General features: G+C 71.8%; 16 protein-coding genes. 10 read left to right on the top strand and 6 right to left on the bottom strand.

The genetic code is table 11. The features are described 5' to 3' along the window. Positions 1-49: 49 nt before the first annotated feature. Together ACTEI_RS30025 and ACTEI_RS30020 are read right to left on the bottom strand one after the other, a co-directional pair. Positions 50-2,296, bottom strand: a complete 2,247-nt coding sequence (locus tag ACTEI_RS30025; protein ID WP_122980716.1) for an MMPL family transporter — start codon at positions 2,294-2,296, stop codon at positions 50-52. 16 nt (positions 2,297-2,312) lie between these two features. Then, entirely contained in the window at positions 2,313-6,887 is a 4,575-nt protein-coding gene (locus ACTEI_RS30020) for a type I polyketide synthase (RefSeq protein ID WP_239082087.1), read from the bottom strand. A gap of 409 nt (positions 6,888-7,296) precedes the next feature. Here ACTEI_RS30020 and ACTEI_RS30015 point away from each other — a divergent pair, with 409 nt between their 5' ends. Then, positions 7,297-7,716: a hypothetical protein gene (locus ACTEI_RS30015; RefSeq protein WP_122980714.1), complete on the top strand. Its 420-nt coding sequence runs from the start codon at positions 7,297-7,299 to the stop codon at positions 7,714-7,716. A gap of 70 nt (positions 7,717-7,786) precedes the next feature. Here the strand turns inward: ACTEI_RS30015 and ACTEI_RS30010 are convergent, their stop codons facing one another. Next, a complete protein-coding gene (locus ACTEI_RS30010; RefSeq protein WP_122980713.1) occupies positions 7,787-8,791 on the bottom strand; it encodes a fatty acid desaturase family protein in 1,005 nt (334 codons plus the stop codon). A gap of 131 nt (positions 8,792-8,922) precedes the next feature. Here ACTEI_RS30010 and ACTEI_RS30005 point away from each other — a divergent pair, with 131 nt between their 5' ends. Then, positions 8,923-10,209, top strand: a complete 1,287-nt coding sequence (locus ACTEI_RS30005) for a sensor histidine kinase (RefSeq protein ID WP_122980712.1) — start codon at positions 8,923-8,925, stop codon at positions 10,207-10,209. Beyond that, a complete protein-coding gene (locus ACTEI_RS30000) occupies positions 10,161-10,799 on the top strand; it encodes a response regulator transcription factor (protein ID WP_122980711.1) in 639 nt (212 codons plus the stop codon). Before ACTEI_RS30005 ends, ACTEI_RS30000 begins: the two co-directional genes overlap by 49 nt. A gap of 2,749 nt (positions 10,800-13,548) precedes the next feature. On the opposite strand, the gene ACTEI_RS29995 is transcribed toward ACTEI_RS30000, so the two are convergent. Next, positions 13,549-14,592, bottom strand: a complete 1,044-nt coding sequence (locus tag ACTEI_RS29995; protein WP_122980710.1) for a WD40/YVTN/BNR-like repeat-containing protein — start codon at positions 14,590-14,592, stop codon at positions 13,549-13,551. Positions 14,593-14,687: 95 nt separating this feature from the next. Between ACTEI_RS29995 and ACTEI_RS29990 the strand changes: the two genes are divergently transcribed. Continuing rightward, a complete protein-coding gene (locus ACTEI_RS29990; protein WP_122982497.1) occupies positions 14,688-15,248 on the top strand; it encodes an antibiotic biosynthesis monooxygenase in 561 nt (186 codons plus the stop codon). 392 nt (positions 15,249-15,640) lie between these two features. Here ACTEI_RS29990 and ACTEI_RS29985 read toward each other — a convergent pair whose 3' ends face one another. Beyond that, positions 15,641-17,362, bottom strand: a complete 1,722-nt coding sequence (locus ACTEI_RS29985) for an alpha/beta hydrolase (protein WP_122980709.1) — start codon at positions 17,360-17,362, stop codon at positions 15,641-15,643. Positions 17,363-17,542: 180 nt separating this feature from the next. Between ACTEI_RS29985 and ACTEI_RS29980 the strand changes: the two genes are divergently transcribed. From ACTEI_RS29980 to ligD, 3 genes are read left to right on the top strand one after another with little or no spacing between them, the layout of a single operon-like run. Further along, a complete protein-coding gene (locus ACTEI_RS29980; protein WP_122980708.1) occupies positions 17,543-19,339 on the top strand; it encodes a sensor domain-containing diguanylate cyclase in 1,797 nt (598 codons plus the stop codon). Between the two features lie 19 nt (positions 19,340-19,358). Continuing rightward, positions 19,359-21,074, top strand: coding sequence for an acyl-CoA dehydrogenase (locus tag ACTEI_RS29975; RefSeq protein WP_122980707.1), 1,716 nt, complete (start codon positions 19,359-19,361; stop codon positions 21,072-21,074). A gap of 9 nt (positions 21,075-21,083) precedes the next feature. Further along, a complete protein-coding gene (gene ligD, locus ACTEI_RS29970; RefSeq protein ID WP_122980706.1) occupies positions 21,084-22,040 on the top strand; it encodes a non-homologous end-joining DNA ligase in 957 nt (318 codons plus the stop codon). Between the two features lie 285 nt (positions 22,041-22,325). On the opposite strand, the gene ACTEI_RS29965 is transcribed toward ligD, so the two are convergent. Next, a complete protein-coding gene (locus ACTEI_RS29965; protein WP_122980705.1) occupies positions 22,326-23,384 on the bottom strand; it encodes a LacI family DNA-binding transcriptional regulator in 1,059 nt (352 codons plus the stop codon). A gap of 392 nt (positions 23,385-23,776) precedes the next feature. On the opposite strand from ACTEI_RS29965, the gene ACTEI_RS29960 reads away from it, so the two are divergent. From ACTEI_RS29960 to ACTEI_RS29950, 3 genes are read left to right on the top strand one after another with little or no spacing between them, the layout of a single operon-like run. After that, positions 23,777-25,042, top strand: coding sequence for an ABC transporter substrate-binding protein (locus ACTEI_RS29960; RefSeq protein ID WP_122980704.1), 1,266 nt, complete (start codon positions 23,777-23,779; stop codon positions 25,040-25,042). Beyond that, on the top strand, positions 25,042-25,989 hold the full coding sequence (locus ACTEI_RS29955) for a carbohydrate ABC transporter permease (RefSeq protein WP_122980703.1): 948 nt from the start codon (positions 25,042-25,044) through the stop codon (positions 25,987-25,989). The genes ACTEI_RS29960 and ACTEI_RS29955 overlap by 1 nt, the downstream gene beginning before the upstream one ends. After that, positions 25,986-26,831, top strand: a complete 846-nt coding sequence (locus tag ACTEI_RS29950) for a carbohydrate ABC transporter permease (RefSeq protein WP_122980702.1) — start codon at positions 25,986-25,988, stop codon at positions 26,829-26,831. Before ACTEI_RS29955 ends, ACTEI_RS29950 begins: the two co-directional genes overlap by 4 nt. The last annotated feature ends 36 nt before the right edge of the window (positions 26,832-26,867 follow it).

Below are 26,867 nucleotides of genomic sequence, written 5' to 3'. Positions count from 1 at the left end.
CGTCCGGCGGCGCGCGACCGTCCACGCGCCGCCGGGGCCGGCCGTGCCCTCAGCCGTGTTCCCGCAGCCCGAGCCGGGCGTGCACGGCGCGCAGCGGGCGCGGCGCCCACCAGTTCCACCGGCCGGCCAGCCGCATGAACGCCGGCACCAGCACCGGCCGCACCAGCAGCGCGTCCAGGATGATCGCCAGGCTGGCGCAGAGACCGAAGAACTGGATCAGCGACACCCCCGAGGAGAGCATGGCCAGGAACGACACCGACAGGATGCCGGCCGCCGCGCTGATCACCCGCACACTGCGGGACATCCCCTCGACCACCGCGGTGTGCAGGTCGGCGCCCTGCTCGTGCCGCTCGATCACCCGGGACAGCACGAACACCTCGTAGTCCATGGACAGCCCGAACGCCACACAGAACAGCAGCACCGGGATGGCCACCGCCAGCGGCGCCCCGGTCTGCCCGAGCACGGTGGACAGGTGCCCGTCCTGGAAGACCCAGACCGCCACGCCGAACACCGAGCTCATCGTCAGCATGTTCAGCAGCAGCGCCTTCACCGGCAGCAGCACGCTCCCGGTGAGCAGGAAGAGCAGCACGAACGTGCTGACCGCGATCAGCACCGCGGCGATCGGCAGCCGGGCGCCGATCGAGCCGGTGATGTCCACCAGCTGCGCGGCGGGGCCGGTGACCAGCACCGGGACCCGGTTCGGCACCGGCACCGCGCGCACCGCCCGGGCCAGGTCGGCGCCCTCGCCGGAGAACGGCTCCACGTCGCTGAGCACGGAGAACCAGGTCGCGTCGGCGGCGACGAAACGCGGATCGGCGCGGGGCGCGGCGACCACCCGCCGCCCCTGCCGGTAGGTCCCGGCCATGCTGTCCACCCGGGTGACGCCGGGCACCCCGGACAGCCGGGCGGCGTAGTCGGCGGCCCGGACCCGGGCGTCCGCCCCGGTGCCCCAGTGCTCGGCGACGACCACGGTGGCCCCGCTGCCGGTGTCGGCGAACTGGGCGCGCACGGTGTCCGCCACGATCCGGCTCTCGGCCTCCTTCGGCAGCACCCGGTCGTCGGCCACGCCGAAACGCACGTGACCGAACGGGACCGCCAAGGCCGCCAGGATCAGGATCACCGGCGCCGCGGTGAGCACCGGGCGGCGCAGCACGAACGCCGCGAACCGCCCCCAGAAGGCGACCGACCGGCCGCCGTCCGAGCGGACCCGCCACAGCGCCCACCGGTCGATCCGGTGCCCGAGCATCGCCAGCAGGGCCGGCAGCACCAGCAGCGCGGCGCCGACCGTGGTGGACACCACGGCGATCCCGGCGTAGGCGAAGGAGCGCAGGAAGTACTGCGGGAAGACCAGCAGGCTGCACAGGGCGACCGCCACGGTCGCGGCGCTGAACAGGATGGTCCGCCCGGCGGTACGCATGGTGTTGCCCAGCGCCGTGACGACGTCCGGGTCGGCGGCCCGCTCCTCGCGGTACCGGGAGACGAACAGCAGGCTGTAGTCCACCGCCAGGCCCAGTCCCAGCGCCGTCGCCATGTTGATGGAGAACACCGACACCTCGGTGAGCGCGGCGAGCAGGCGCAGCGTGCCGAGCGTGCTGACGATCGAGAAGATGCCGATCAGCAGCGGCGCCCCGGCCGCCCCGACCGTGCCGAAGACCAGCAGCAACAGCACCAGGGTGATCGGGATGGCGATCGACTCGGCGGTGGCCAGGTCCGCGGTGACCTGCTCGTTGATGTCGTTGTTGATCTGGGTGAAGCCGCCGAACGACACCCGCACCGGGCCCTCGTCGACCGCGAGCTCGTCGTGCAGGTCGGCGACCCGGCCGGCGCTGCGGTCCTCGTCGCCGTCCACGTGCACCAGCACCATGCCGGTGTCGTGCGTCCGGCTGGCCAGCTGCGGCCGGCGGCCGGCCCAGTACGACGCGGCCACCGTCACCCCGTCGGCGCCGGCCAGCCGCTGGGTGACCCGCCGGGCGGCGGCGCGGGCGTCCGGGTCGTCCACGCTGCCGCCGGGCTTGGCGATCAGCACCACCAGGTTCGGGTCGGCGGAGCGGAAGTGCTCGGCGAGCACCTGCCGGCCGCGTACCGAAGCGGAGTCCGGATCGTCGAAGCCGCCGGTCTTCAGCGCGCTGACCAGGTCGCCGCTGAACATCAGCGCCAGCCCGGCCAGCAGCAGCGTGACGGCCAGCACCAGCTGGGGCCGGTAGGCGACCAGGCGTACCACGGGACCGGGCCCCGGGCCGGGGACGACCGGCCGGTCGTCCCCGGCCCGGGGCCGCACCGTTGTCGAAGAGCTCATGTCGGGCAGCTCGTTCTCAGGCCGGCTGCGGGACTCGGGCCGGGTCGAGGTGCCGGGCCAGCAGGTCCACGGTCGTCTCGATGTCCTCGGTGGTGTGCTCCGCGGTGACGAAGAACCGCAGCCGGGCCAGCCGCTCCTTCACCGCCGGGTACATGATCGGGTTCACGCTGACGCCGTTCTTGAGCAGCGTGTCGGCCAGCCTCAGGGCCTGCACCGAGTCGCCGGTGATGCACGGGATCACCGGGGTGCCCGCGCTGGTGCCCACGTCCACCCCGGCCGCCTTGGCCAGCCGCAGGAAGGTGGCCGCCCGGTCGTGCAGCACGGTCAGCCGCTGCGGCTCCTCGCGCAGGATGTGCAGGGCGGCCAGCGCGGCGGCCGCGTTCGGCGGGCTCATCCCGGCGCTGAAGATGAAGCCCGGCATGGTGTACCGCAGGTACTCGATCAGCTCGTGCCGGCCGGCGATGTACCCGCCGCAGCTGGCCAGCGACTTGGACAGGGTGCCCATCCAGATGTCGACGTCGGTGCGGTCCACGCCGAAGTGCTCGCCGACGCCGCCGCCGCGGGCGCCGAGCACGCCGATGCTGTGCGCCTCGTCGACCATCAGCAGCGCGCCGTGCTTCTTCTTCAGCGCGATCAGGGCCGGCAGGTCGCAGATGTCGCCGTCCATGCTGTAGACGCCCTCGACGATGATCAGCACGCGCCGGTAGCGGTCGCGGGTGCGGGTCAGCAGCGCGTCCAGGGTGGCCAGGTCCTGGTGCGGGAACGGCTGGCGGCTGGCCCCGGAGAGCCGGCAGCCCTGCAGGATGCTGTCGTGCGCGAGCGCGTCGTGCACGATCAGGTCCTCCGGCCCGACCATGTGCCCGATGATCCCGACGTTGGTCGAGTGCCCGCCCAGCAGCGAGATCGCGTCCTGGGCGCCGACCAGGGCGGCCAGGCCCCGGTCCAGCTCGTCGTGCAGGGCGCGGTTGCCGGAGAGGATCCGGGCGGCGGAGACCGACGAGCCGTACCGCTCCACCGCCTCCTTCACCGCGTAGTTGACCATTGGGTGCCCGGACAGGCCCAGGTAGTTGTAGCTGGAGAAGGAGATGATCTGGCGGCCCTGCACCGAGGTCCGGCTGTTGATCACGCTGTCGTGCACGATGTAGTACGGGTTGTCGACCTTGACCCGCTGCAGGATGTCGCCCCGCGCCTCGAACTGGACCACCTCGGGCAGCCTGGTCACGTCGGCCACCTCGGGGCGGCGTACGTCGGCCCGCCCGGCCTGCTCCGCGCGCGGGACGATCTCCTGCGCCGGCTCCGGGGCGGGCGCCGGGATCGGCGGCACCGCCGGGGCGCCGCCGCTCAGCGACTGCGCCAGCAGCTGGGCCATCTCGCCCACCGTGGCGATGCCGAACACCTGCTCGGGCGCCAGGTCCAGCTCCGGCCAGCGGCGCTTGGCCGCGGCGATCAGCTCGGCCGTCATGATCGAGTCGAAGCCCAGGTCGCCGCTGAACGACTGGTCCGGGCGCACCATGTCGGCCGGATAGGCGCTGATCTTGCCGACCATCGCCGCGACCTCGGTGAAGACCTGCCGGTCCTCGACGCGCTTGCGGGCCGGCAGCGGGATGAGCGGCGGGGCCGGCGGGGCGCTGGCCACCACCGGCGGCGCGGACGCGGGCTCGCCGGCGGGGTCGGCCGGGGCGGGGGGCGTGGCGGTCGCGGGGACGTGCGGTGACGTGCTGGGCTCGGCGCCGATGCCGCGCAGAACCGCGAGTTGCTCCCGCATCAGCGAGATGACGTCGTTCACGGGGTTCGGATCTCCGTTTCGGGTTACGGGAGCCGGCCGCGCTTCGCGTACCGGGGGGGACAGGTCTTTGCGGATGAACCGGGCCGGTTCGGCCCGTTTCTCGGTGCGCCGGATCGAGTAGTGCTGGGTGGCCAGCGGCGACGGCGGCAGTGTGGCCAGCGGCACGCCCAGCCCCTCGAACAGCGGCGTCAGGTCCACCGGCACACCGGCCACGGCGAGCCGGCCCAGACCCTCCAGCAGGGCGTACCCGTCGTCCGGCTCGGACGGCATCAGCGCGATGGAGTCCAGCCCGCGCGCCGACGGGGTCTGCGCGGCCATGCCCAGCAGCGCGTCCCCGGCCGAGACCTGGACCAGGATCTTCGCTCCGGCCTGGACCGCCGCGTCCACCGCGTCGCGGAACAGCACCGGCGCCGAGCCCTGCCGGCTCCACAGCGCCCGCAGGGTCTCCGGGTCGGCCGGGGCCGCCGGGTCCACGCTGGAGATCAGCGTCCGGATCGGCTTGCGCACCGGCAGACCGGCCAGGTGCTCGGCGACCCGGGTGTCGACCTCGGACATCAGCGGCGAGTGGAAGGCGTGCGAGACGCGCAACGGCACCACCGGCACGTCGCGGTCCCGGCAGCGCTCCACCAGCCGGCCCACCGCGTCCCGGTGCCCGCTGGCGACGATCTGGGTGGGATGGTTGTAGCAGCCCGCCCAGACCCCCTGGATGCCGGTGCGCAGCTGCTCGAACCCGGCCGCGTCGATCCGGACCGCGGCCATCGTGCCCGGCGGCGGCTCCTCGCCGGAGGTGACCGCGGCGCCCCGCTCGATCAGGAACTCGATGCCGTCGTCCGGGGTCAGCGCCCCGGCCGCGACCGCCGCGGCCAGCTCGCCGACGCTGTGGCCGAGGGTCACCTGCGGGGTCACCCCGAGATCGGCGAGCAGCTGGGTCATCCCGATCCCGGCCACCCCCAGACCCGGCTGGCAGATCCGGGTGGCGCTGACCTGTTCGTCGGCGCCCGGGGCCGGGGTGTCGCAGAGCAGGTCGGTGACCGGCGCGCCGGTGCGCTCGTCCACCCGGTCGGCGAGTGGGCGGACGTGCTCGGCCAGCGCCGGGAAACGGGCCACCAGATCGCGCAGCACCCCGGGGCGCAGTGAGCCCTGGCCGGGGTAGAGGAAGGCCATCGAGCGCTGCTCCGGGGGCAGCGGGGCGGTGCTCGCGTACAGGCCGGCGGCCAGCCGGCCGGTCGCGCCGGCGGCCAGCTCCCGGGCCGCGGTGGCGAGCCGGTCGGCCAGCTCGGCCCGGGACCGGCACATCACCGCCAGGCGCGCCGGGAGCAGCGCGCGGGTGGCCATGGTGCGGGCCACCGCCGCCGGGGTCAGCGCCGGGTCGGCGGCCACCAGACCGGACAACCTCTGCGCGTACGACGCGAGCAGCTCGCCGTTGTCCGCCGACAGCAGCACCATCCAGGGCCGGTCGGTGTCCGCGTCGTCGCCGTCCAGCCGCGGCGCGGGCGCCTCGCTGAACACCGCGTGCACGTTGGTGCCTCCGAACCCGAACGAGTTGACCCCGGCCCGTCGCTGGTCGCCGACCGGTTGCTGCCACGCCCGCGGCTCGGTGGTGATCTCCAGACCCGCCTCGGCCAGCGGCAGCTCGGGGTGCGTGTCCAGGGCCGGCTGCGGCGGGACGACGCGGTGGTGCAGGGCGAGCGCGGTGCGCAGCACTCCCGCGGCGCCGGCGGCGGGCAGGGTGTGCCCGATGATCGCCTTGCCCGAGGAGAGGTAGCAGCCGCGGTCGGCCGACTTGACCCGCAGCCGGCGGATCGCCTCGACCTCCACCCGGTCGCCGACCGTGGTCCCGGTGCCGTGCGCCTCCAGGAAGTCGATGGCGCCCGGCTCCAGCCGCGCGTCCCGGTAGGCGGCGCGCATCGCGGCCTCCTGGCCCTCCGCGCGCGGGGTCATCGGGCCGGCGCCCTTGCCGTCGTTGGCCGTGCCGATGCCGTTGAGCACCGCGTAGATCCGGTCGCCGGCCTCCAGGGCGTCGTCCAGCGGCCGCAGCACGGCGAGCGCGCCGCCCTCGCCGAGCACGAAGCCGTCGGCCCGCGCGTCGAACGGCCGGCACACCCCGGCCGGCGACAGCGCGCCCACCCGGGAGAAGCCGACCAGCGCGTTCGGGGTCAGGTTGAGGAACACCCCGCCGACCAGGGCCGCGCTGCACGACCCGGTGCGCAGGTGGTTGACCGCCTCGTGCATGGCCACCAGCGCCGAGGAGCAGGCGGCGTCGACGGCGAACGACGGGCCGCCCAGGTCCAGCAACTCGCTGACCGTGCACGGAGCCATGTTGAGCAGCGAGCCGGCCATCGAGAACGACTGCGGCGGGTCGATCGCCACGGCGGCCGCCCGGGCCAGCGCGGCCAGCAGCTCCGGGTCGTCGGCGTTCGGCGACAGCGATCCGTCGGCCAGCATGCTCGCGGTCAGCCGGGCCCCGGTCATGTCCTTGTAGTCGGCGGTGCTGAGCCCGACGAACACGCCGGTGGTGGCGCGGTCGAACGGCCGCCGCTCCCAGCCCGCGTCCTGGACCGCCTCACGGGCCAGGTCGACCAGGAGCCGGTGCTGCGGGTCCATGGCCTTGGCACGCCGCGGCGGGATGCGGTGGTGCAGGGCGGCGAACCTCTCGACCTCGTCGAGAAAGGCCACCCGGTCGGTGTACGTGGAATGGGTGTCGCGGAAATTCGTGGAATAGAATGTCTCGTGATTCCAGCGCGCCGACGGTACGGGGCGGAATTGATGGGCGGCGGCCAGCGAGTTCGACCAGAACTCGACCACGTCGCGCGCCCCCGGAAAACGGCAGGATAGGCCGACGATGGCAATGTCCAATGATGTTCCCCATGCTCGCGTGCTCGAAGGTCCGCCCGGAGAGCGGCCAGAATAGCGCGGAACACGCCGATGGCGGAGCGTCGGCATATGCGCTTTGAGGCTGAAGGCTAGCGTATGCCGGAGCTTTGCCACGGAAGGCCGACGGCGTTTCCACGTCACCTAACGCGGCATCTGCTGCAAAGATAGTGCACGACCGGAAAAAGGATCTGATCATTTTTTTTCTGTCACTCCAACGGCTGACCCGGGTGTCGCGGACGGGCGGTCGGCGCGTTGTACCGGCGCAGGTGGAGGCGGATGCGGGTCACCCGTAAGCGTGTCGGTTTGGGAAAAAAGCACGGTTCGCCTACTTTTGTGCCCCATGAAGCACACGACCATGCGATGGCTCGCCGCAGCCGTGGCGCTGGCCGGCATCGCCGCCGGCAGCCCCGCCCAAGCGGCCCCGTCCGAACCTGGACCCGCCCCCATCCGGATGAACGCGACGGCCTACTACGGCACGCTCGACGTCATCGCCCGCGAGACCCTCGGTCTGCGGGCCCACTTCACCACCTGGGACGGCCACCCGGTGGCCGGCCTGCCGATCCAGTTCACCACCACCGGTGAGCGCTTCCCGCTCTGTGAGGCGACCACCGACTTCGGTGGCTGGGCCGAGTGCAAGAACGGGCCGGTGCCGCCGCCCGTCTCGCTGGCGAACCTGCTGGTCAACGGCTACGACGCGGTCTGGCTGGGCAACCGCAGGTTCGCTCCGGTGAGCGCGCACAACAACATCGGTATCGGCTGAGGCCGTACCCGAGGGATCCGGGTCCGTGGTTGCAGGGCGCGCGACAGCGCGCCCTGGACCGCCCGGACCGTCACCGCGCCCGCAGGTCCGCGCCCACCCGGTGCAGGTGGCGAAGCGCCTGCCGGTACGAATCGAGCAACCCGGTCATCTCGTAGGGCACCCCGATCTCCGCGCAGTAGTCGCGCACGATCGGCTGGGCCCGGCGCAGGTTGGGCGTCGGCATCGCCGGGAACAGGTGGTGCTCGATCTGGTAGTTCAGCCCGCCCAGCGCCGCGTCCACGAACCGCCCGCCGCGCACGTTGCGCGAGGTCAGCACCTGCTTGCGGAGGAAGTCCTCGGTCCCGCCCGGGTGCGGCATGCCCTTGTGGTTGGGGGCGAACGTCAACCCCAGGTAGACCCCGAACAGCGCCTGGTGCGCCACCAGGAAGGCCAGCGCCTGCCCGGGGGTGAGCACCAGCAGCAGGGCCGCGGCGTAACCGGCCAGGTGCACGCCGAGCAGCGTCCACTCCGGACCCGGCCGCTTCACCACGCCGGCGCGCAGCGCCCGGACGCTGTCCCGCCTCAGCGAGATCGCGAGCAGGGTGAGCAGCGGGAAGAAGAACCAGGCCTGGTACCTGGTCAGGAACCCGCGGCCGCGGGCCGCCGCCCGGGACCAGACCAGCACGCCCGGCCCGACGTCCGGATCGAGGTCGTCGTGGTTCGGGTTGGCGTGGTGCCTGGTGTGCTTGTCCATCCAGTACCCGTAGGACATCCCGATCGCCAGGTTGCCGGCGATCAGGCCGGCCCGGGCGCTGGGCCGGTTGGTGCGGAACACCTGGCGGTGCGCGAGATCGTGCGCGACCAGCGCGACCTGCGCGTTCACCGCGGCCAGCAGGACCGCCACGGCCAGCGTCCACCAGGACGCGCCGACCAGCACGAACGCCGTCCAGCCGCCGATCAGGGCGAGCGCGGTCAGGCTCAGCCGCACGGTGTAGTAGCCGGGCCGCCGACGCATCAGGCCGGCGGCGTTGACCCGCCGGCTCAGCTCCGCGAAATCACTTCCGGCGGCGCGCGGCCGCTCCGTCGTCGTCGTCATGGGCTCAGCCAACCGCCGGCAGGCGCGCCGGTCAGCAGTGCTGACCCACGGACCGGGGGACGGGTACACCCCCGCCGTGGGGTAGTGCTGGCACTACCGACAGGCGAGCGTGGGGCGAGCAGGATGGGGGCATGAATTCGCGTGACTGGATACGCGACGGACTCCGGGCCGTGCTGGGCGGGCTGCTCGCCATCCCGCTGGCGGCGCTGAACCTCCCGCTGTTCGCGCTCGCCGTGGCGGCGCTGGCGCTGAGCCTGGTGCCGGTCCTGGGCATGTTGCTGTTTCCGCTGGTCACCCTCCTGATCCGGGCACGTGCCGACCTGGCCCGCAAAATCGCCGGGCACTCCGGCGTGCCGATCGCCCGGCCCTACCGCCCGGCCCCCGAGCGCGCCGTCCCCGGCGGCTGGCGGTACTACAAATGGATCATGACCGACCCGGCCACCTGGCGTGACCTCGCCTGGCTCGTGCCCGGCGCGGCGGCCGGCATCGTGCTCGGCGCGCTCACCCTCGCCGTTCCGGCCTACGGCCTGGAGGGCGTCCTGCTCGTGCCACTGTGGATCTGGCTCGGCACCGGGTGGTACGGCTACGGCGCGATCTGGCCGTTCGAGACCGTCGGCGACGCGTTCCTGTCGCTGCCCCAGGGCGCCCTGATCCTCGCCGTCGGGGTGGCCGTCGCGCCACACCTGCGCCGGTTCGACGCCCGTTCCGCCCGCCTGCTCCTCGGTCCCACCCGCAACGCCGAGCTGCGCCTGCGGGTCAGCCAGCTGACCGTCACCCGGGCCGACACGGTCGACGCGCAGGCCGCCGAGCTGCGCCGGATCGAGCGCGACCTGCACGACGGCGCCCAGGTCCGGCTGGTGTCGCTGGGCATGACCATCGGCCTGGCCGAGGAGATGGTGGAGGCCGACCCGGCCGGCGCCCGCAAACTGCTCGCCGAGGCCCGGGAGACCAGCACGGCCGCGCTGGCCGACCTGCGCCACCTGGTCCGCGGCATCCACCCGCCGGTGCTCGCCGAGCGCGGCCTGGACGGCGCGGTCCGGGCGCTGGCCATGGCGCTGCCGATCCCGACCGCCGTGCAGACCGCGCTGCCCGGCCGCCTCGACACCCCGGTCGAGTCCGCGGCGTACTTCGCGGTCGCCGAAGCGCTGGCCAACACCACCCGGCACAGTTTCGCCCGCAACGCCGCGGTCGAGCTCCGGCACACCGGGTCGGCGCTGGTCATGCGGGTCTGCGACGACGGCCTGGGCGGCGCCGACCCGGCCGGCGGCACCGGCCTGCGCGGTATCGAACGCCGTCTCGCCGCTTTCGATGGCACGATGAGCCTGTCCAGCCCGCCGGGCGGACCGACCATCGTGACCATGGAGTTGCCTTGCGCGTCGTCCTCGCCGAAGATCATGCCCTCCTCCGGGACGGCCTGACCCGCCTGCTGACCGCGCACGGGTGCGAAGTGGTGATGGCCGTCGACAACGGACCGTCGCTGCTTCCGGCCCTGGTCGAGCATCGCCCGGACGTGGCCGTGGTCGACGTCCGGCTGCCGCCGACCTTCACCGACGAGGGCCTGCAGGCCGTGATCGCCGCACGCGCCGAGGTCCCCGGCATGCCGGTGCTCGTCCTCAGCCAGCACGTCGAACCGCTGTACGCTCGCGAGCTGCTGTCCGACCGCACCGGCGGGGTCGGCTATCTGCTCAAGGACCGCGTCTCGCACGTCGCCCAGTTCGTCGACGCGGTCCGGCGGGTCGCCTCCGGCGGCACCGCGATGGACCCCGAGGTGGTCTATCAGCTTTTGGCGCGCCGCCAGTCCCCGCTCTCCGCGCTGACCGCCCGTGAGCAGGAAGTTCTCGCGCAGATGGCCGAGGGGCGCTCCAACGGGGCGATCGCCGGCAAGCTCTTCATCGGCGAGAAGGCGGTCAGCAAGCACATCAACAGCATCTTCACCAAGCTCGGTCTGCCCCCGTCCGACGACGACAACCGCCGAGTCCTGGCCGTCCTGACCTACCTGAACGCCTGACCCGTCTGAAGCCCCGGTCTGTCCGAAGGCCCGGTCTGTTTGAGGGGCCTGGTCCGTCTGAACGCCTGGCTCGTCTGAGGGGCTGGTCTGTCTGAGGGGTCGGTCTGTCTGAGGGGTCGGTCTGTCTGAGGGGCAGGCTCGTCTGAAGGCCTGGTCCGTCTGAACGCCTGGCTTGTCTGAAGGCCTGGTCCGTCTGAAAGGGTTGATCTGTCTGAAGGCCTGGCCTGTTGGAGCCCGGCCTGTCTGAAGGCCTGGCCCGTTGGAGCCCGGCCTGTTGGAGGCCTGACCTGTCGGAACGTCCGGCCTGTTGAAGGGCTGGCCCGCCGCCGCGGCGACGTCGCCGGGACCTTCCCCGAACCGGTCCGCGATCATCCGCCCCGTCGGCGCGCCCTCGCCGAGCTAACCGGCGATTGGGTCGAAGGCCGCCGCTGCACGGGCCTCGACCTGCTCCGCAAGAGCCCGCCCCCGTCACCACCGGCCATGGGTGCCCGGCCGTCGGTGGGGGTGTGCGCGGAAGGGGACTGTGGCAGGGCAGAGTGGGGTGTGGGTCGTTGCGATCGGTGGCGATGCCGGGCCCGATCGGTGGCCAGGCCAGGCCAGGTTAGGCCAGGCCAGGTTAGGCCAGGGTCAGGCCAGGGTCAGGCCAGGGTCAGGCCAGCTAGGTCAGGCCAGGCAGGTTTGCCGCGCGAGCCACCGCGCCATTCGGGTGGCATAGCCGTAGGCCAGGCCAGCCAGGTTAGGCCAGGTCAAGCCGGGCCAGGCCGTGCCCGGCCAGGTGAGGCCGGTGGCCGGATCGGGTCGGTGGGCTGGCCGGGCCGGTCGCGTTGGTTGCCGGGCCGGGTCGGGTCGGTTGCCGGGCCGGGCCGGGCCGGGCCGGGTCGGGTTGGGTTCGGTGGGCGGACCGTGGGCCGGGCCGAGGGCACCGGTTCACCGGGCCGTACTTCTGCGCCATTTCTGCATGTTTCGGGGTGGACCTCCGGGGCGGAGGCAGGTGCTCTCGTGAGGAGATGCGCGCCGCTTGGTGCTCCGGCTCGATGGCTCTCGCCGGTGTGATGCCCGTGGCTCTCGCCTGCGTGATGCCCGTGGCTCTCGCCGGCGTGATGCCCGTGGCGCCCGCCGGAGCATTGTCATTTCCTGGGCCGGCCGCGGCCGGATCGCGGCAGACCCGCTACCAGAGTCGTCCGGGACTCGCAAGGCGACGAGCCCATCAGTCCGGTTCGTCATTGTCACCTTTCTCTGACATTTCCGCCGTCCCGGAACATCTGGAGAGCGACGCGATCCGAGAAATTAGTATTGGCATGATCAAATACTGACTTGGGGCGGGCTGGGGTCGCGATAATAAGGGCATGGGGCAGTTGTCGCTGTTCAGCAGGGCGCAAATCGCGGGAATGCGGGATCGGACCGGCTCGCGCCATTACTCGCCCGCTCGTGACGAGTTTCGTCGTGAGCATGAGCGGCGGCGTTTCTGGGGGTTGCGGCGCCGGCATGCCGAGAAGTTGCGGCGTGGTGGTGCCGGGTCGTTGGGTGGGGCTGTTGTTCAGAAGTCGGGTCGTGGTGCCGGGTCGCCGGCTGTGCCGGTTGAGAGGTTGACGCGCGGTGGTGCCGGGCCGCTGGCTGCGTCTCAAAGGTTGGGGCGCGGTGGCGCTGCGTCGCTGATCGGGCCTGTCGGCAGGGGTGGCCCTACCCGTCCGATGACCCGGGCTTCGCCCGGAGCACGTCCGGCCGTGCTGGCGGTGGATCCGGTTTCTGTCTCGCGTCAGGCGGGTTCAGTTTCGCAGCCGGCGGATCCCGCCTCGAGATCAGCGGACTCGGTCTTCTCGCCGGCCCCGCAGCCGGGCGCGGATCCGGTGACTTCCGGTCCGGCGTCGGCTTCGCCAGCGGCGGCCCACGGTCGGCGGCGCGCGCCGCGACCTTTCCGGCCACATGCTCGGCCGGCGGTGGCGGGTGTTGCGGTTCCATTGGTGGAGCCGTGCCCGGTCTCTGGTGTGCCGGTGGCTGGCGGCTGGGCTGGGGGAGGGGTTTTCCCGAATAGGGTGGGTCGCTGTGGAATGGTGGCCCGGGTGACACTGAGCGATATTGGATTCGGCCGGGTCCGTGGTGGTCACCGGGCGGTGGTCGAGGTCATGAAAAACGGGATTCTTGAGTATTTCCGGGTGGCATTTTTCTCGCCGGTTCCCGGTGTCTTCCGGGTTACCTGTCGTCCGGTCGGCGATGCGGATCGGGTGCGTGATTTGCCGAAGTCGGGCAGTCGTCGAACGGATGTGGTGCGAAGGGGCGCTTGTTTCCGTGCTCCGGGGCTGCGGCCAGGTCGGGCGCGGGCGCCGGGCATCCGTCCTGTCGCCTTCCTGACCGTTGGTCGCGTTGATCGTGCGGCTCTCATCTGGCCCGCGCGGTTCCGGGCGTCGGTGTGGGGAGGAGGACGCGTCGGTGTGGGGGGAAGGCGCGTCGGTGTCGGGAGGAGGACGCGTCGGTGTGGGGAAGGCGCGTCGGTGTGGGGAGGAGGACGCGTCGGTGTGGGGGAAGGCGCGTCGGTGTGGGGAGGAAGGCGCGTCGGTGCGGAGGGGCAGCGCGTCGGTGTGGGGGAAGGAGCCTCGGTGTCGGAGGAAGACTCGTCGGTGCGGAGGGAAGGCGCGTTGGTGTGTGTGGTGGGGGAAGCGATGTGGCTTCGGTTGGCGTGCCCTTGCGGCTCGCCGGACCCGGGCCGGCGTACGGGGCCTGCCGCTCGATCCCGTACGCCGGCGCTGGGTGGTCAGTGGTGCCAGCTGAGGCGGGCTACGCGGCCCTGTTCGCCGGAGGCCCAGCAGGCGTGGGCGGCGCAGGCCACCGCGTCGAAGCTTCCGGTGTCGAACCGGTGCCAGGTGGTTCCGCCGTCGGTGGACAGGTCGCTGCCGGTGGGGCCGACCGCGATGGCGCTGCGGTGGGACGCCCAGGCGACGCCGGAACGGTACTCGCCGGGCGGGGTGGTCGCGACCGACCAGGTGCGGCCGTCGCGGGTGACGGCGGCGCCGGCCGGGGCCGCGGCGGGGACGGTGTAGTCGCCGCCGACCGCGAGGCCGTGGCGGGGGTCGCGGAAGTCGAGACCGTAGATTCCGGCGCTGGGGCCGCTCGGCACGGCGGTGTCGGTGACCCGCCAGGTGCGGCCCAGGTCGCGGGAGCTGAAGACTCGGGCGGTCGCCGCGCCGCCGGTGGCGAAGAACGCCTGGCCGCCGGCGGCGGTGAGGCAGGTGCCGCTGGCGGCGAAGGCGAACTCGCCATCCAGGGCGGGCGGCATCCCGGCGTCCGGCAGCACCGACCAGGAGCGGCCGCCGTCGCGCGTGGCGAGGATCCGGAACCGGCCGTCGACCGGGTCGGACAGCGCCAGGCCGTGCCGCCGGTCGAGGAAGGTCATGCAGTCGTAGAAGGCGGCGGCGTCCTCGTTCTGGAAGGCGCGGGTCCAGCTGCGCCCGCCGTCGGCGGTGGTGTAGATCCGGGATTCCGCGCCGGAGCCGATGGTGAGCGCGACCGCGTGCCGCGCGTCGAACGCATCGATGTCGCGGAACTGCAGCTCAGCGGCGTCCGGCGGGCCGACCGAGGACCAGGTGCGGCCGCCGTCGACGGTGCGCAGGACGGTTCCGGCGCTGCCGGCGACCCAGGCCACCGACGCGCTGACCGGGGCCAGGCCGCGGAAGCGCGCGGTGGTGCCGGTGTCCGCGGGCCGCCAGGACGGCTGGGGTGATCCGTTGGTGAAGCCGCTGGTGGCGACGAGCGTCGTGACGGCGAGCACAGCTATCGACAACCTTCGTTTGATCGTCATGCTCGCAGAACTTACCCGGCTCGCCGGGTGTGTGGCACGGCACTGATCGGCGAGATGCCACGCGGCCGAAACAACGACTTACCACAATGTGGGACATGGAATCCCCGCCGCAGCTCGCCGTGACCGTCGCCATCACCCGGCGGGCCGATCCCTCGCGTACCGCGGAGATGGCCGCCTGGGTCCGGGCCGGCGCCTCGCTCGCCGAGACCTTCCCGGGTTTCCTCGGCACCGGCTGGGTGCGCCCGGAGCCCGGCTCGGCCGAGTGGCACATGCTCTACCGCTTCGCCGACGCCGCCGCGCTGCACGCCTGGGAGGAGTCGCCGCAGCGGCAGTGGTGGCTCTCCTCGGCCCAGGGCTTCGTCGAGCACACCCGGGTGGAGAGGCGTACCGGCATCGAGGGTTGGTTCGACCCGCCCCGCGAGCTGAAGATCGACCACCAGGCGCCGAGGGCCCCGCGCCGCTGGAAGCAGGCGGTCACCATCTGGCTCGGCTTCTTCCCGGTGAGCCTGCTCTCCGCCTGGCTGCTCGCCCCGCATTTGACCAGCCTGAACCTGGTGTTACGCACGCTGATCAGCACGCTCGTCCTGACGCCGATCATGACGTATCTGGTGCTGCCCCGGGTCACCCGCGTCCTGCAACCCTGGCTGCAGCGTTAGGGCCGGCTCCCGCCCGGAGGCCGCGGTGGCCGCCAGGGACCGCGGTGGGCGGGCGGGATCGCGATCGCGGCCAAGGTCGCGGTCGCGGCGAGGGCCGCGAGCGGGGTCGCGGCGAAGGTCGCAGGCGGGGTTACGGCCGAAGCGGAGGTCGTAGGCGGGGTTACGGCCGAAGCGGAGGTCGTAGGCGGGGTTACGGCCGAAGCGGAGGTCGCAGGCGGGGTTACGGTCGCGGCAGAGACCGCGGGGGTCGCGCCGACGGCCGCGGGCACAGGGTTACGGCCGCAGCAAAGGACACGGTCACGGTCGCGGACCGCGGCGAAACGCTCCCGGCAGGGGCACGACCGCGGCGAAGGTTCCCGCCGGGGTTCTGGTCGGCATGAAGGTCATCGACCTCAGTTGCCGAGTTTCTCGCGCAGCCGGACGGTGTCCCGCACCGTCCAGCCGGGCGGCGGCGCCACCGCCGCCCACCCGTCCACCGTCGCCGACTTGTAGACGTGGCCGTGCCCGGTCGGCGCCTTGTTCGCGAAGACCAGGTCGCAGGTGGTCTGCCAGAACGTGACCCACGGGAACCAGCGCATGGCCGGCATCACGTCCGGCCCGCGCTCCCCGCGCAGCCACGGTGGCCGTTTCCACAGCAGGTCCCAGTTCCACCAGACGATCGGGTCCGACGAGTTCTGCAGGTAGACCACGCGGGGCTGGGCGCCGGGACGGTCGCGCAGCTCCGCCGCCCGGTCGGCGAACGCGATCGGCAGGCCGGGATACAACGGGTCCCAGACCGGCGACCCGGCCGCCCGGTCGCGGGTGAGCCGCTGGTGGATCGGGTTGGCGAAGGTCGGCCCCTCCATCAGCACCCCGTCCGCCCCGGCGACCAGGTCGCCGGCGGTGCCGAAGGTGGCCTCCATCCCGTACGTTCCCAGACTCTCGCCGAACAGCAACAGCTTGGGCCGGTGGCCGTCCGGCAGCGCCGCCCAGCGCTGCCGCACCGCGGTGATCAGCGCGGACGCCGCGTCCACCACCTCGGAGCGGTCCCCGAGGAAGGCGATCCAGCTGGGCAGGTACGAGTACTGCATGGAGACCAGGGCGGTGTCCCCGGCGTACATGTACTCCAGCGACTGGGTCACCCGGTTGTCCACCCACCCGGTGCCGGTCGGGGTGAACACCGCCACCACCCGGCGCCCGAACGCGCCGGTCCGGTCCATCTCGCGGACCACCAGGTCGGCCCGTTCCCGCATGGTGTCCGCGGAGGCCAGCCCGGCGTACAGCCGGATCGGCTCGGCGGCCGGGTGGCCGGCGAACCCGGACAGCTGCTCCACCGACGGGGCGCTCGCCACGAAGGCCCGCCCCTGCCGGCCCAGCGTGTCCCAGCCGACCAGCGACTGCGGGCCGCCGGAGCGCAGTGGGGAGGCCGGCACCCGGACGCCGTTCCCGGTCCCGCTGTTGATCACGGCGGCCGACCGGTCGGCGACCGCGAACAGGTGCGCGACGAGCAGGCCGTCGAACGCGGTGTAGCTGAGCACGGCGACCACCACGGTGCCCGCGCAGTATGCCGCCCGGTCCGGCACGACCAGCCGGAACACCTGGGCGCAGCCGTGCGTCGCGAGTCGCAGGGCGCGCGCGATCAGCAGGATCGCCGCGAAGGTGAGCAGGCTGGCCCCGACGGTACGGACGGTGTCGTACTCCTGGGCGGGCGTCATGCCCAGCCGCAGCCGCAGCTCCCGCTGCCAGCGCGTGCCCAGCCACAGGCAGGTGGCGATCATCGGGGGCAGCAGCACGCCGAGGACCCGCCACCAGATCCGGACGGCCCGGGGCGAGAAGCGGACCCCGATGCGGATCAGCGCGCCGATCGCGGTGCCCAGGGCGTACCCCATCGCGGCGGTGATCCCGGCGACCACGCCCTGCAGGATCCCGGTACGCGGCAGCAGCGAGGGGGTGAAGGCGAGGCAGTAGAAGGCGGCGGCCAGCCCGGCGCCGGTGAGGCTGAGGGCGGCCCGCATGATCCGGGGCCGGTTCCGTTCGGCCGCGCCCGGCTCCTCGGGCGGGCGCCGGGGCCGGGGGATCCGGGCGCGCAGCGGCGCGAACCTGTCCGGAGGCGGCGCGACCACCTCTTTGCGCATGCGGTGCTCCGATCGTCGACGCGGCTCGTCGGTCACATCGCTCGGCGTACGGGTCCGGCTACCCCTCCATCATCGGGGGTCGATGGGTCCGCGCGCCGCCCCGTATTCGAGGGTTTTGTTCCCGCGGTTCATTCAGCCGGGCTTCACGCTGCCGATGACTTGCGGTGACGAGGAGGTGTGATGCGGGTACGGAACTGGATCGCCGTGGTGGTCAGCGTGCTGCTGCTGGCGGCGGCCGGCGGGATCGCCATCGTGGTCAACCGGCGCGCGCTGAGCGCCGCCGACGCGGTGCACCGTTCCGACAGCACCGAACTGGCCACCAACAACGCCACCCTGACCGGGCAGTTGCAGCTGCTCTCCGCGCAGGAGCTGGTCGAGGTGCTGGCCGAGCACACGCTGGCGCTGGCGCCGGGCGGTGAGCACGACCGGGCCGTGCTCGTCAACGCCGCCGCGAAGAGTCTCACCTTCCAGTACGGGATGCTGCTGACCGACCTGAGCGGCAAGGTCCTGACCAGCAGCCGGGCCACCGGGGTGCCGCCCGCCGACGACGCCGGCTGGGCGCCGATGCGCGCGCAGCTCACCGGCGGCGCCGGGGTCGCGTTCTCCTCGGTGATGACGGTGGACGGCGTCCCGCTCGCCGCGGTGGCCGTCCCGGTCCTGGTCAGCAGTGCTCCGGTGGGCTTCCTGATCGGACTCAACCAGGTGGCCACCACCTCGCTGCAGAACTACACGGTCCAGCTGTCCAGTGCCGACCACCGCACCGACGTGGTGGACGGCGCCGGCGTGGTCGCCGCCAGCAGCGAGCCGGGCCGGATCGGCGGCCGGGTCGACGCGGCGATCGTGGCCGCGCTGGGCGGGCGCGACACCCGGTTCGTCGAGTACCGTTCGGGCGGCGCCGCGATGATCGCGATCGTGGTCGGCGGCCTGCCCAGCGGCTACTCCTACGTGCGCGCCGAGACGAAATCGTCGTTCGACGGCGCGGTGCACAGCCGCAGCCAGACGGTGAACATCACGCTGATCGCCATGCTGCTGATCGGCGTGGTCGGCATCTCGGTCCTCGGCTACCGCACCCAGATCCAGCGGCGTCGCGCCGACGAGCGGTTCCACGCGCTGTTCCAGCACGCCCCGGACGTGGTCACGGTGATCGACCGGGACAGTCGGATGATCTTCACGAGCCCCAGTTCGGAGGCGATCCTCGGGTTCGAGCCGGGCCAGATGAACGGGCACAGCGTCTTCGACCTGGTGCACCCGGACGACCGGGAGCAGATGCGGGAGCACCTGGAGGCGCTGCTGACCGATCCGGCCGGGGTGCACCGCCTGCAGTGCCGGGTGCGGTCGGCGAGCGGGCACTACCGCTGGTTCGACTTCACCGCGTCCAACCAGATGGCCAATCCGGCGCTGACCGGCGTGGTGATCAACGCCCGGGACATCTCGGAGAACCGGGCGTTCCAGGAGCGGCTGGCGCACGAGGCGCAGCACGACCCGCTGACCGGCCTGCCGAACCGGCGCCGGATGCAGGACGCGCTCGGCTCCTCGCTGCGCTGCGATCCGGTGGCCGTGCTCTTCGTCGACCTGGACGGATTCAAGCCGATCAACGACGCGTACGGGCACGAGGCGGGGGACGAGTTGCTGCGCCAGGTGGCCGAGCGGCTCAGCGGCTGCATCCGGGCCGGCGACGTGCTGGCCCGGGTGGGCGGCGACGAGTTCGTGGTGCTGATGCCGGGGGTGGTGAGCCCGGACGACGTGGCGGCGACGTCGCAGCGGGTGCGGCAGGTGGTGGAGATGCCGTTCCGGATCGCCGGCCGGCACGTCACCATCGGCGCGAGCGTCGGCGTGCACCTGGCCACCCCGGCCGAGGATCCGGACGCCGCGCTGCGCGCCGCGGACCATGCGATGTACGAGATCAAGCGTGCCGGTGGCAGCCGAGCGCTGCGCCCCGGGACGGAGCGGGTCGGCAGGCACCGCGCGCTGGACTAAGTTAGTGCACACTGGGTGCATGAATTCCAAGGTGCTGTCCCGGCGCGATCTCGACTTCCTGCTCTACGAATGGCTCGACGTCGAGGCGCTCACCGCTCGGAAGCGGTTCGCCGAGCACTCCCGGGAGACGTTCGACGCGTTCCTGGACGTGTCCCAGCAGATCGCCGAGCGCGACTTCGCGCCGCACAACCGCACGAGCGACCTGCACGAGCCGACCTTCGACGGCGACCGCGTGGAGATCATCCCGGAGGTGTCGCACGCGCTGCGGGTGTTCGCCGAGTCCGGCCTGCTCGGCGCGACCATGGACGCCGAGCGCGGCGGGCTGCAACTGCCGCACGTGGTGCAGCGGGCCTGCTTCCTCTGGTTCCAGGCGGCCAACACGGCCACCTCGGCGTACGCGATGCTCACCGGCGGGAACGCGCGCCTGCTGCTCGCCCACGGCTCCGAGGAGCAGATCGAGCGGTTCGTCCGACCGATGATCGAGGGCCGGTTCACCGGCACGATGTGCCTGTCCGAGCCGCAGGCCGGGTCGTCGCTGAGCGACGTGACGACGCGGGCCGTGCCCGCCGGGGACGGCACCTACCGGATCACCGGCGGCAAGATGTGGATCTCCGGCGGCGACCACGAGCTGAGCGAGAACATCATCCATTTGGTGCTGGCCCGGGTGGCCGGGGCGCCGCCCGGGGTCAAGGGCCTGTCGCTGTTCATCGTCCCGAAGCTGCTGCTGGAGTCGGGCGAGCGCAACGGCGTCACGCTGGCCGGGCTCAACCACAAGATGGGTTACCGCGGCACCACGAACACGGTGCTGGCGTTCGAGGACGCCACCGGCTATCTGGTCGGTGAACCGGGCCGCGGGCTGCAGTACATGTTCCACATGATGAACGAGGCGCGGATCGGTGTCGGCGCCGGCGCGGTCGCGCTCGGCTACACCGGCTACCTGCACGCCCTGGCGTACGCCCGGGAGCGGCAGCAGGGCCGCCCGGTCGCCGGCAAGGACCCGGCGGCGCCCCCGGTGCCGATCGTCGAGCACCCCGACGTACGCCGGATGCTGCTGGCCAGCAAGTCGTACGTCGAAGGCGGTCTGGCCCTGGTGCTGTGGTGCGCGAAGCTGCTGGACGAGCCGTCGCCGGAGAACGACCTGCTCCTCGACGTGCTCACGCCGATCGTCAAGGCGTGGCCGGCGCAGTGGTGCCGGCTCGCCGACGACCATGCCATCCAGATCCACGGCGGCTACGGCTACACCCGGGAGTACCCGGTCGAGCAGTTCTACCGGGACAACCGGCTGAACTCGATCCACGAGGGCACCGACGGCATCCAGGCGCTGGACCTGCTCGGCCGCAAGGTGGTCATGCGCGGCGGGGCCGGGCTGGCCCTGCTGCTGGAGCGGATCCGGGCGACCGCCGGCCGGGCCCCGGACGCCCTGGGCGCCCCGGTGCTGGCCGCCTGCGACCGGCTGGCGGCGACCACGGCCACGCTCTGGGCGGCCGGCGACCCGGCGGCGGCGCTGGCCAACGCCACCGCCTACCTCGACGCGGCGGGCCACCTGGTGATCGCCTGGATGTGGCTGGAGCAGCTGCTCGTGGCGGACGGGAAGGACGGCGACTTCTACGCCGGCAAACGGCTCGCCGCCCGCTACTTCGTCACCCACGAGCTGCCCCGCATCGGCCCGCTGCTGGACCTGCTGGATTCCGGTGACACCCTGCTTCTCGACCTGGAGGACGCCTGGCTGGGTTAGGTTGATCAGATGGCCGGTAAAGCCACCGTCATCGAAGTCGGCGACCACGACGTGCGGGTCTCCAACCCGGACCGGGTCTACTTCCCGGAGCTCGGCGCCACCAAGCTCGACCTGGTCGAGTACTACCTGGCGGTGAGCGACGGGATCGTCCGCGCGCTGCGCGAGCGCCCGTGCATGCTGCACCGCTTCCCGGACGGCCTGGCCGGGGGGAAGGTGCATCAGAAGCGGGTGCCCAACGGCGCGCCACCCTGGCTGGAGACGGTCCGGGTGGAGTTCCCGCGCCATCACCGGCACGCCGACGAGCTGTGCGTGACCAAGCCGGCCGACGTGATCTGGGCGGTCCAGATGTCCACCGTGGAGTTTCATCCGTGGAACTCCCGGCGGGCCGACACCGAGCGCCCGGACGAGTGGCGGATCGACCTCGATCCGATGCCGGACTGCCCGTTCCCGACCGTGCGCCGGGTCGCCCCGGTGGTCCGGGAGGTGCTCGGCGAGCTGGGCATCACCGGTTTCCCGAAGACCTCAGGCGGCCGTGGCCTGCACGTCTACGTGCGGATCGAGCCGCGGTGGGGCTTCTCCGAGGTACGCCGGGCGGCGCTCGCCTTCGCCCGCGAGGTGGAGCGCCGCGTCCCGGACGACGTCACCACCACCTGGTGGCGCCGGGACCGGGATCCCCGGGCGCTGTTCATCGACTACAACCAGAACGCCCGTGACCACACCGTCGCCAGCGCGTACTCGGTGCGTGGCGTGCCCCGGGCGACCGTCTCCACCCCGATCACCTGGGACGAGGTCGCCGACGTGGAGCCGCAGGAGCTCACCATCGGCACGGTGCCGGCGCGTTTCGCCCGGCTCGGCGACCTGCACGCCGCCATCGACGACGTGCACCACTCGCTGGACACCCTGCTGGAGTGGGCGGACCGGGACGAGCGGGCCGGCCTGGAGACCCCGGAGGAGCCGAGGACCTGAGGCGGCTCAGGCGGGGTGCGCGACGTCGCCGGGCGTCCCGCACCCGGCGCGGCGACCAGGCCCGGGCGTCGGTCGGCAAGCAGGCCATGCTCGGTCAGCCGTGCGGTCGCCAACTGGTGAACAGGCGTGCCGTGCGCAGGCTCCACGCGGCAACCCGGGCGGTCATCTCGGTGACATCCGTGGTGGGCGGGGGCTGGATCGAAGCCGGTGCCGGTCAGGGCGGGCGGGGTGTCGCGTCGGGCACGCTCGCCGCGGCTGGTGCTCGCTCCGGCACGCATGGAGCGCTCACCACATCGGCGGCGTTCCTCGGTGGACGGCGCTCGCGGCCCGCCCGGCCGTGCTCTCGCGGACGATGAGCCGGTGCGGGGCGCGCAGCTCGACCCCCGGCGGCGGGAGGGGGCTGCCGATCCGCAGCAGCAGCCGTTCGACCGCGGTGGTCGCGATCATCTCCTTGTCCGGGGAGATGGTGGTGACGGTCGGGTTGGAGTACGCCCCGTCCTCGATGTCGTCGTAGCCGATCACCGCCACGTCCTCGGGCACCCGCAGGCCCCGGCTGATCAGGGTGTGGATCGCGCCGAGGGCGACCAGGTCGGAGTAGCAGAAGACGGCGTCCGGCGGATCCTCGCGGTCGAGCAGACGGGCCATCGCCTGCGCGCCGTCCCTGCGGTTGAACCGGGGCGTACTGATGATCAGGTCTTCCCGGGCGGTCAGGCCGCGCGCCTCGTGGGCCTCGCGGAAGCCGCGGGTGCGCAGCTGGGCCGCCTCGCCGGTGGCGTACGGCTGGTCGCCGATCGCGGCCAGCCGGCGCCGGCCCAGGTCGAGCAGGTGCTCGGTGGCCTGCCGGGACGCGGCCACGTCGTCGATGCCGACGTGGTCGAACGTGCCGTCGCTGCTGCGCTCGCCGAGCACCACCAGCGGCAGGTTCGGGTCGCGGTCGGCCAGGGCCTGCTGGTCGAGGCCGAGCGGGCTGAAGATGACCCCGTCGAAGAGCAGCCGGCGCGAGCCGTGCGCGATGAACGCGCGTTCGTGTTCGGCGTCGCCGTCGGTCTGGTCGATCAACACGTTGTAGCCGCGTGCCCGGGCTACCCGGATCACGCTCTGCAGCAGCTCCGAGAAGTACGGCGTGTCCAGGTACGGCACCACCAGCGCGATCTGCCCGGAGCGGCCCTGTGCCAGGTTGCGGGCCAGCACGTTCGGCCGGTAGCCGAGCTCCTCCACGGCGCGCTGCACCCGGACCCGGGTCCGTTCGGTGACGTTGGCGTACCCGTTCACCACGTTGGAGACGGTTCGGCTGGATACGCCAGCCAGCTCCGCCACGTCACGTAGCGTGACTTCTCGACGCAATGTGCCCCCTCCGCCCGCGCCAAGTTTCCGGCAGGTTACCCCTTGCCGTCGATTGGACGTCCGTGCATGCTGTTTTGCAGCGCTGCAAAATCCTAGCAACACTCGCCCATGAGCCTCATAACTGCTGGTGGGAAGGCTTTGCGGCGCGTTGGCCAGCCCTGATAGACAGTGGCCGGCCCTCGGTGTGCCAGCACCGCGGGCCGGCGATAACCGACATGTCCGAACTGAGTACGTAGAGCGCCGGTACGTGAACCCGGAGCGCGGTGAGAACCGGCTTCTGCGAGAAACCAGCCCCCCCCTGTGAGGACCCAGTGAACGTCAGAAACTTTAGTCTAAAGCGAAGCCTGCGGCGATCAGTCGTGACGGCGGTCGCTGCTTTCAGCGCCGTGACGATGGTCGCGTGCAGCAGCGACTCCGGTGCGGCCCCGGAGAAGCCCAGCGGTCCGGTCACCGTCAAGGTCTGGGCGTGGTACCCGGAGTTCCAGAGCGTCGTCGACCTGTTCAACAGGACCCACACCGACATCAAGATCGAGTGGACGAACGCGGGCACCGGCCAGGACCAGTACACCAAGCTGCAGACCGCGCTCAAGGCCGGTAAGGGCGCGCCCGACGTGGTGCAGCTGGAGCTGCAGGAGATCCCCACCTTCCAGCTCACCAAGCACCTGGTCGACCTGGGCAGGTACGGCGCGAACGACGTCAAGGACGACTACGTCGACTGGGCGTGGAAGCAGGTCAGCACCGGTGACCACGTCTACGCCATCCCGGTCGACGCCGGCCCGATGGCGATGATGTACCGCGCGGACATCTTCGCCAAATACGGCCTGACCGTGCCGAAGACCTGGGACGAGTACAGGCAGCAGGCGGAGAAGCTGAAGACCGCGTCCGGTGGCAAGTCGTTCATCACCGACTTCGGCGCCAACGACGGCGGCTTCATGACCGGCCTGATGTGGCAGGCCGGCGCCCAGCCCTACACCTACGACGTCGCCAACCCGTCGAACATCGGTGTGAACGTCAACAGCGCCGAGGCCAAGAAGGTCATCGAGTACTGGGAGGGCATGACCGGCGCGGGTCTCGCCGACACCACGGCGTTCCACACCACCGACTTCTACAACGGTCTCGGCACCGAGAAGTACGCCACCTACCTCGCGGCCGGCTGGGGCCCGGGCTACATCCAGGCGAACGCCGCGAAGTCGTCCGGCAAGTGGAAGGTCGCCCCGCTGCCGCAGTGGACCGCCGGCGCCAACGCGCAGGGTGACTGGGGTGGCTCCTCCTTCGCGGTGACCGACCAGGCGAAGTACCCGGACGTCGCGGCCAAGGCCGCCATGGAGATCTTCGGCGCCAAGAACACCGAGGCCTGGAAGATCGGTATCGACAAGGCGTTCCTGTTCCCGACCGCCACGCCGGTCCTGGAGTCGGACGCCTTCATGAAGAAGGAGTACGACTTCTTCGGCGGCCAGAAGGTGAACGAGGTGTTCGTGCCGGCCTACAAGGCGATCGGTCCGTTCTCCTGGAGTCCGTTCAACAGCTACAACTTCAGTCAGCTGACCACCGGCCTGAACCAGGCGATCGAGAAGAAGACCTCCTGGACCGCGGCGCTGGACACCGCGCAGGCGAACATCAGGACCTACGCCACCCAGCAGGGCTTCAAGGTCCAGTAATGTCCGAGGTTCGTACCGAGTCCGCGGCCGCCGCTCCGGCGGTCGCGGGCCCCCCGCCCCGCACGGGCGCGAAGGCGCCGGGCCGGCGGCTGGCGAGCGCCAAGCAGTCCGCGATCGGCTGGCTCTTCGTCCTGCCGTTCGCCGTCCTGCTGGTCGCCTTCCTGCTGCTGCCGATGGCGTACGCGTTCAAGATCAGCCTCTACCGCTCCACCCTGATCGAGGGCGAGGTCTTCGCCTTCCTGGACAACTACCGGCAGGCGATCGACGATCCGCTGGTCCGCCAGGGCGTGGTCCGGGTGCTGATCTTCGGGCTGATCCAGACGCCGGTGATGATCGGCATCGCCCTGCTCGCGGCCCTGCTGATCGACGCGGCGACCTCACGGTTCTCCCGGTTCTTCCGGCTCGCCGCCTTCGTTCCCTACGCGGTGCCGGTGGTGATCGGCACCCTGATGTGGGGTTTCCTCTACAGCAAGAGCATCGGGCCGCTGTCCTGGACCGGCGTCAACTTCGTCTCCGGTGACACCGTGCTGGCGTCGCTCGGCAACATCACCACCTGGCAGTGGGCCGGCTACAACATGATCGTCCTGTACGCGGCGTTGCAGGGCCTGCCCAGGGAGGTCTACGAGTCCGCGAAGATCGACGGTGCGGGCCAGGTGCAGATCGCGCTGCGGATCAAGACGCCGATGATCTCCTCGGCGCTGATCCTGGCGACGCTGTTCACCATCATGGGAACCCTGCAGTTCTTCACCGAGCCGCTGATCCTGCAACCGCTCAACCCGGGCGCGATCACCCAGCACTACACGCCCAACGTGTACGCCTACAACCAGGCGTTCTCGTTCCAGCAGTACAACTACTCGGCCGCGATCTCGTTCCTGCTCGGCGCGGTGGTCTTCGTCGGGTCGTACATCTTCCTCTTCGCCACCCGGAAACGGAGCGCGCTGCGATGAGTTCCCGGAAAGGCAGCGCTGCCGCCCACGTGGTGATGGGCCTGCTGGCCGTCTACTTCCTGCTCCCGTTCTGGTGGCTGCTGGTGGCCGCGACCAAGAACAACGACGGGCTGTTCCAGTCGGCGTCCCTGTGGTTCTCCGACTTCCACCTGATCGAGAACCTCAAGCTGCTGTTCCACCAGGACAACGGGGTCTACCTGACCTGGCTGCGCAACTCGGCGTTCTACGCGGTGGTCAGCGGCGTCGGCTCGACGGTCATCTCGGCGCTGGCCGGATACGCCTTCGCCAAGCTGCGCTTCCCCGGCCGCAACGGGCTCTTCGCGCTGCTCCTCGGCCTGATCATGGTGCCGGCGACGGCGCTGGTGCTGCCCACCTACCTGCTGATGTCGCAGGCGAACATGGTGGACTCGATCTGGGCGGTGATCCTGCCGTCGCTGCTCAACCCGTTCGGCGTCTACCTGCTGCGGGTCTACGTGCACGACTCCATCCCGGACGAGATGCTGGAGGCGGCCCGGATCGACGGCGCGGGCGAGCTGCGCGTGTTCCGCAGTGTGGCGCTGCCGGCCATGCGGCCAGCCCTGGTCACCGTGCTGCTGTTCAGCATGGTCGCGTCCTGGAACAACTTCTTCCTGCCGCTGGTCATGCTCAGCGACGACCGGCTCTACCCGCTCACCGTCGGGCTGCGCACCTGGTACATGTCCGCGATCATGGGTAACGGCGGCGCCGCGACCTTCAACGTGATCGTGACCGGGGCGCTGGTGGCCATCATCCCGTTGATCGCCGCGTTCCTGATGTTGCAGCGGTACTGGCGTGGTGGCCTGACCATCGGTGCCGTGAAGTGACCCGCAACGTCCCCGCTCCTTCTCTCTCCAAGGAAC

This window comes from Actinoplanes teichomyceticus ATCC 31121, assembly GCF_003711105.1.
Classification (GTDB): Bacteria; Actinomycetota; Actinomycetes; order Mycobacteriales; family Micromonosporaceae; genus Actinoplanes; species Actinoplanes teichomyceticus.
This window is presented reverse-complemented; position numbering and strand designations above follow the sequence as displayed.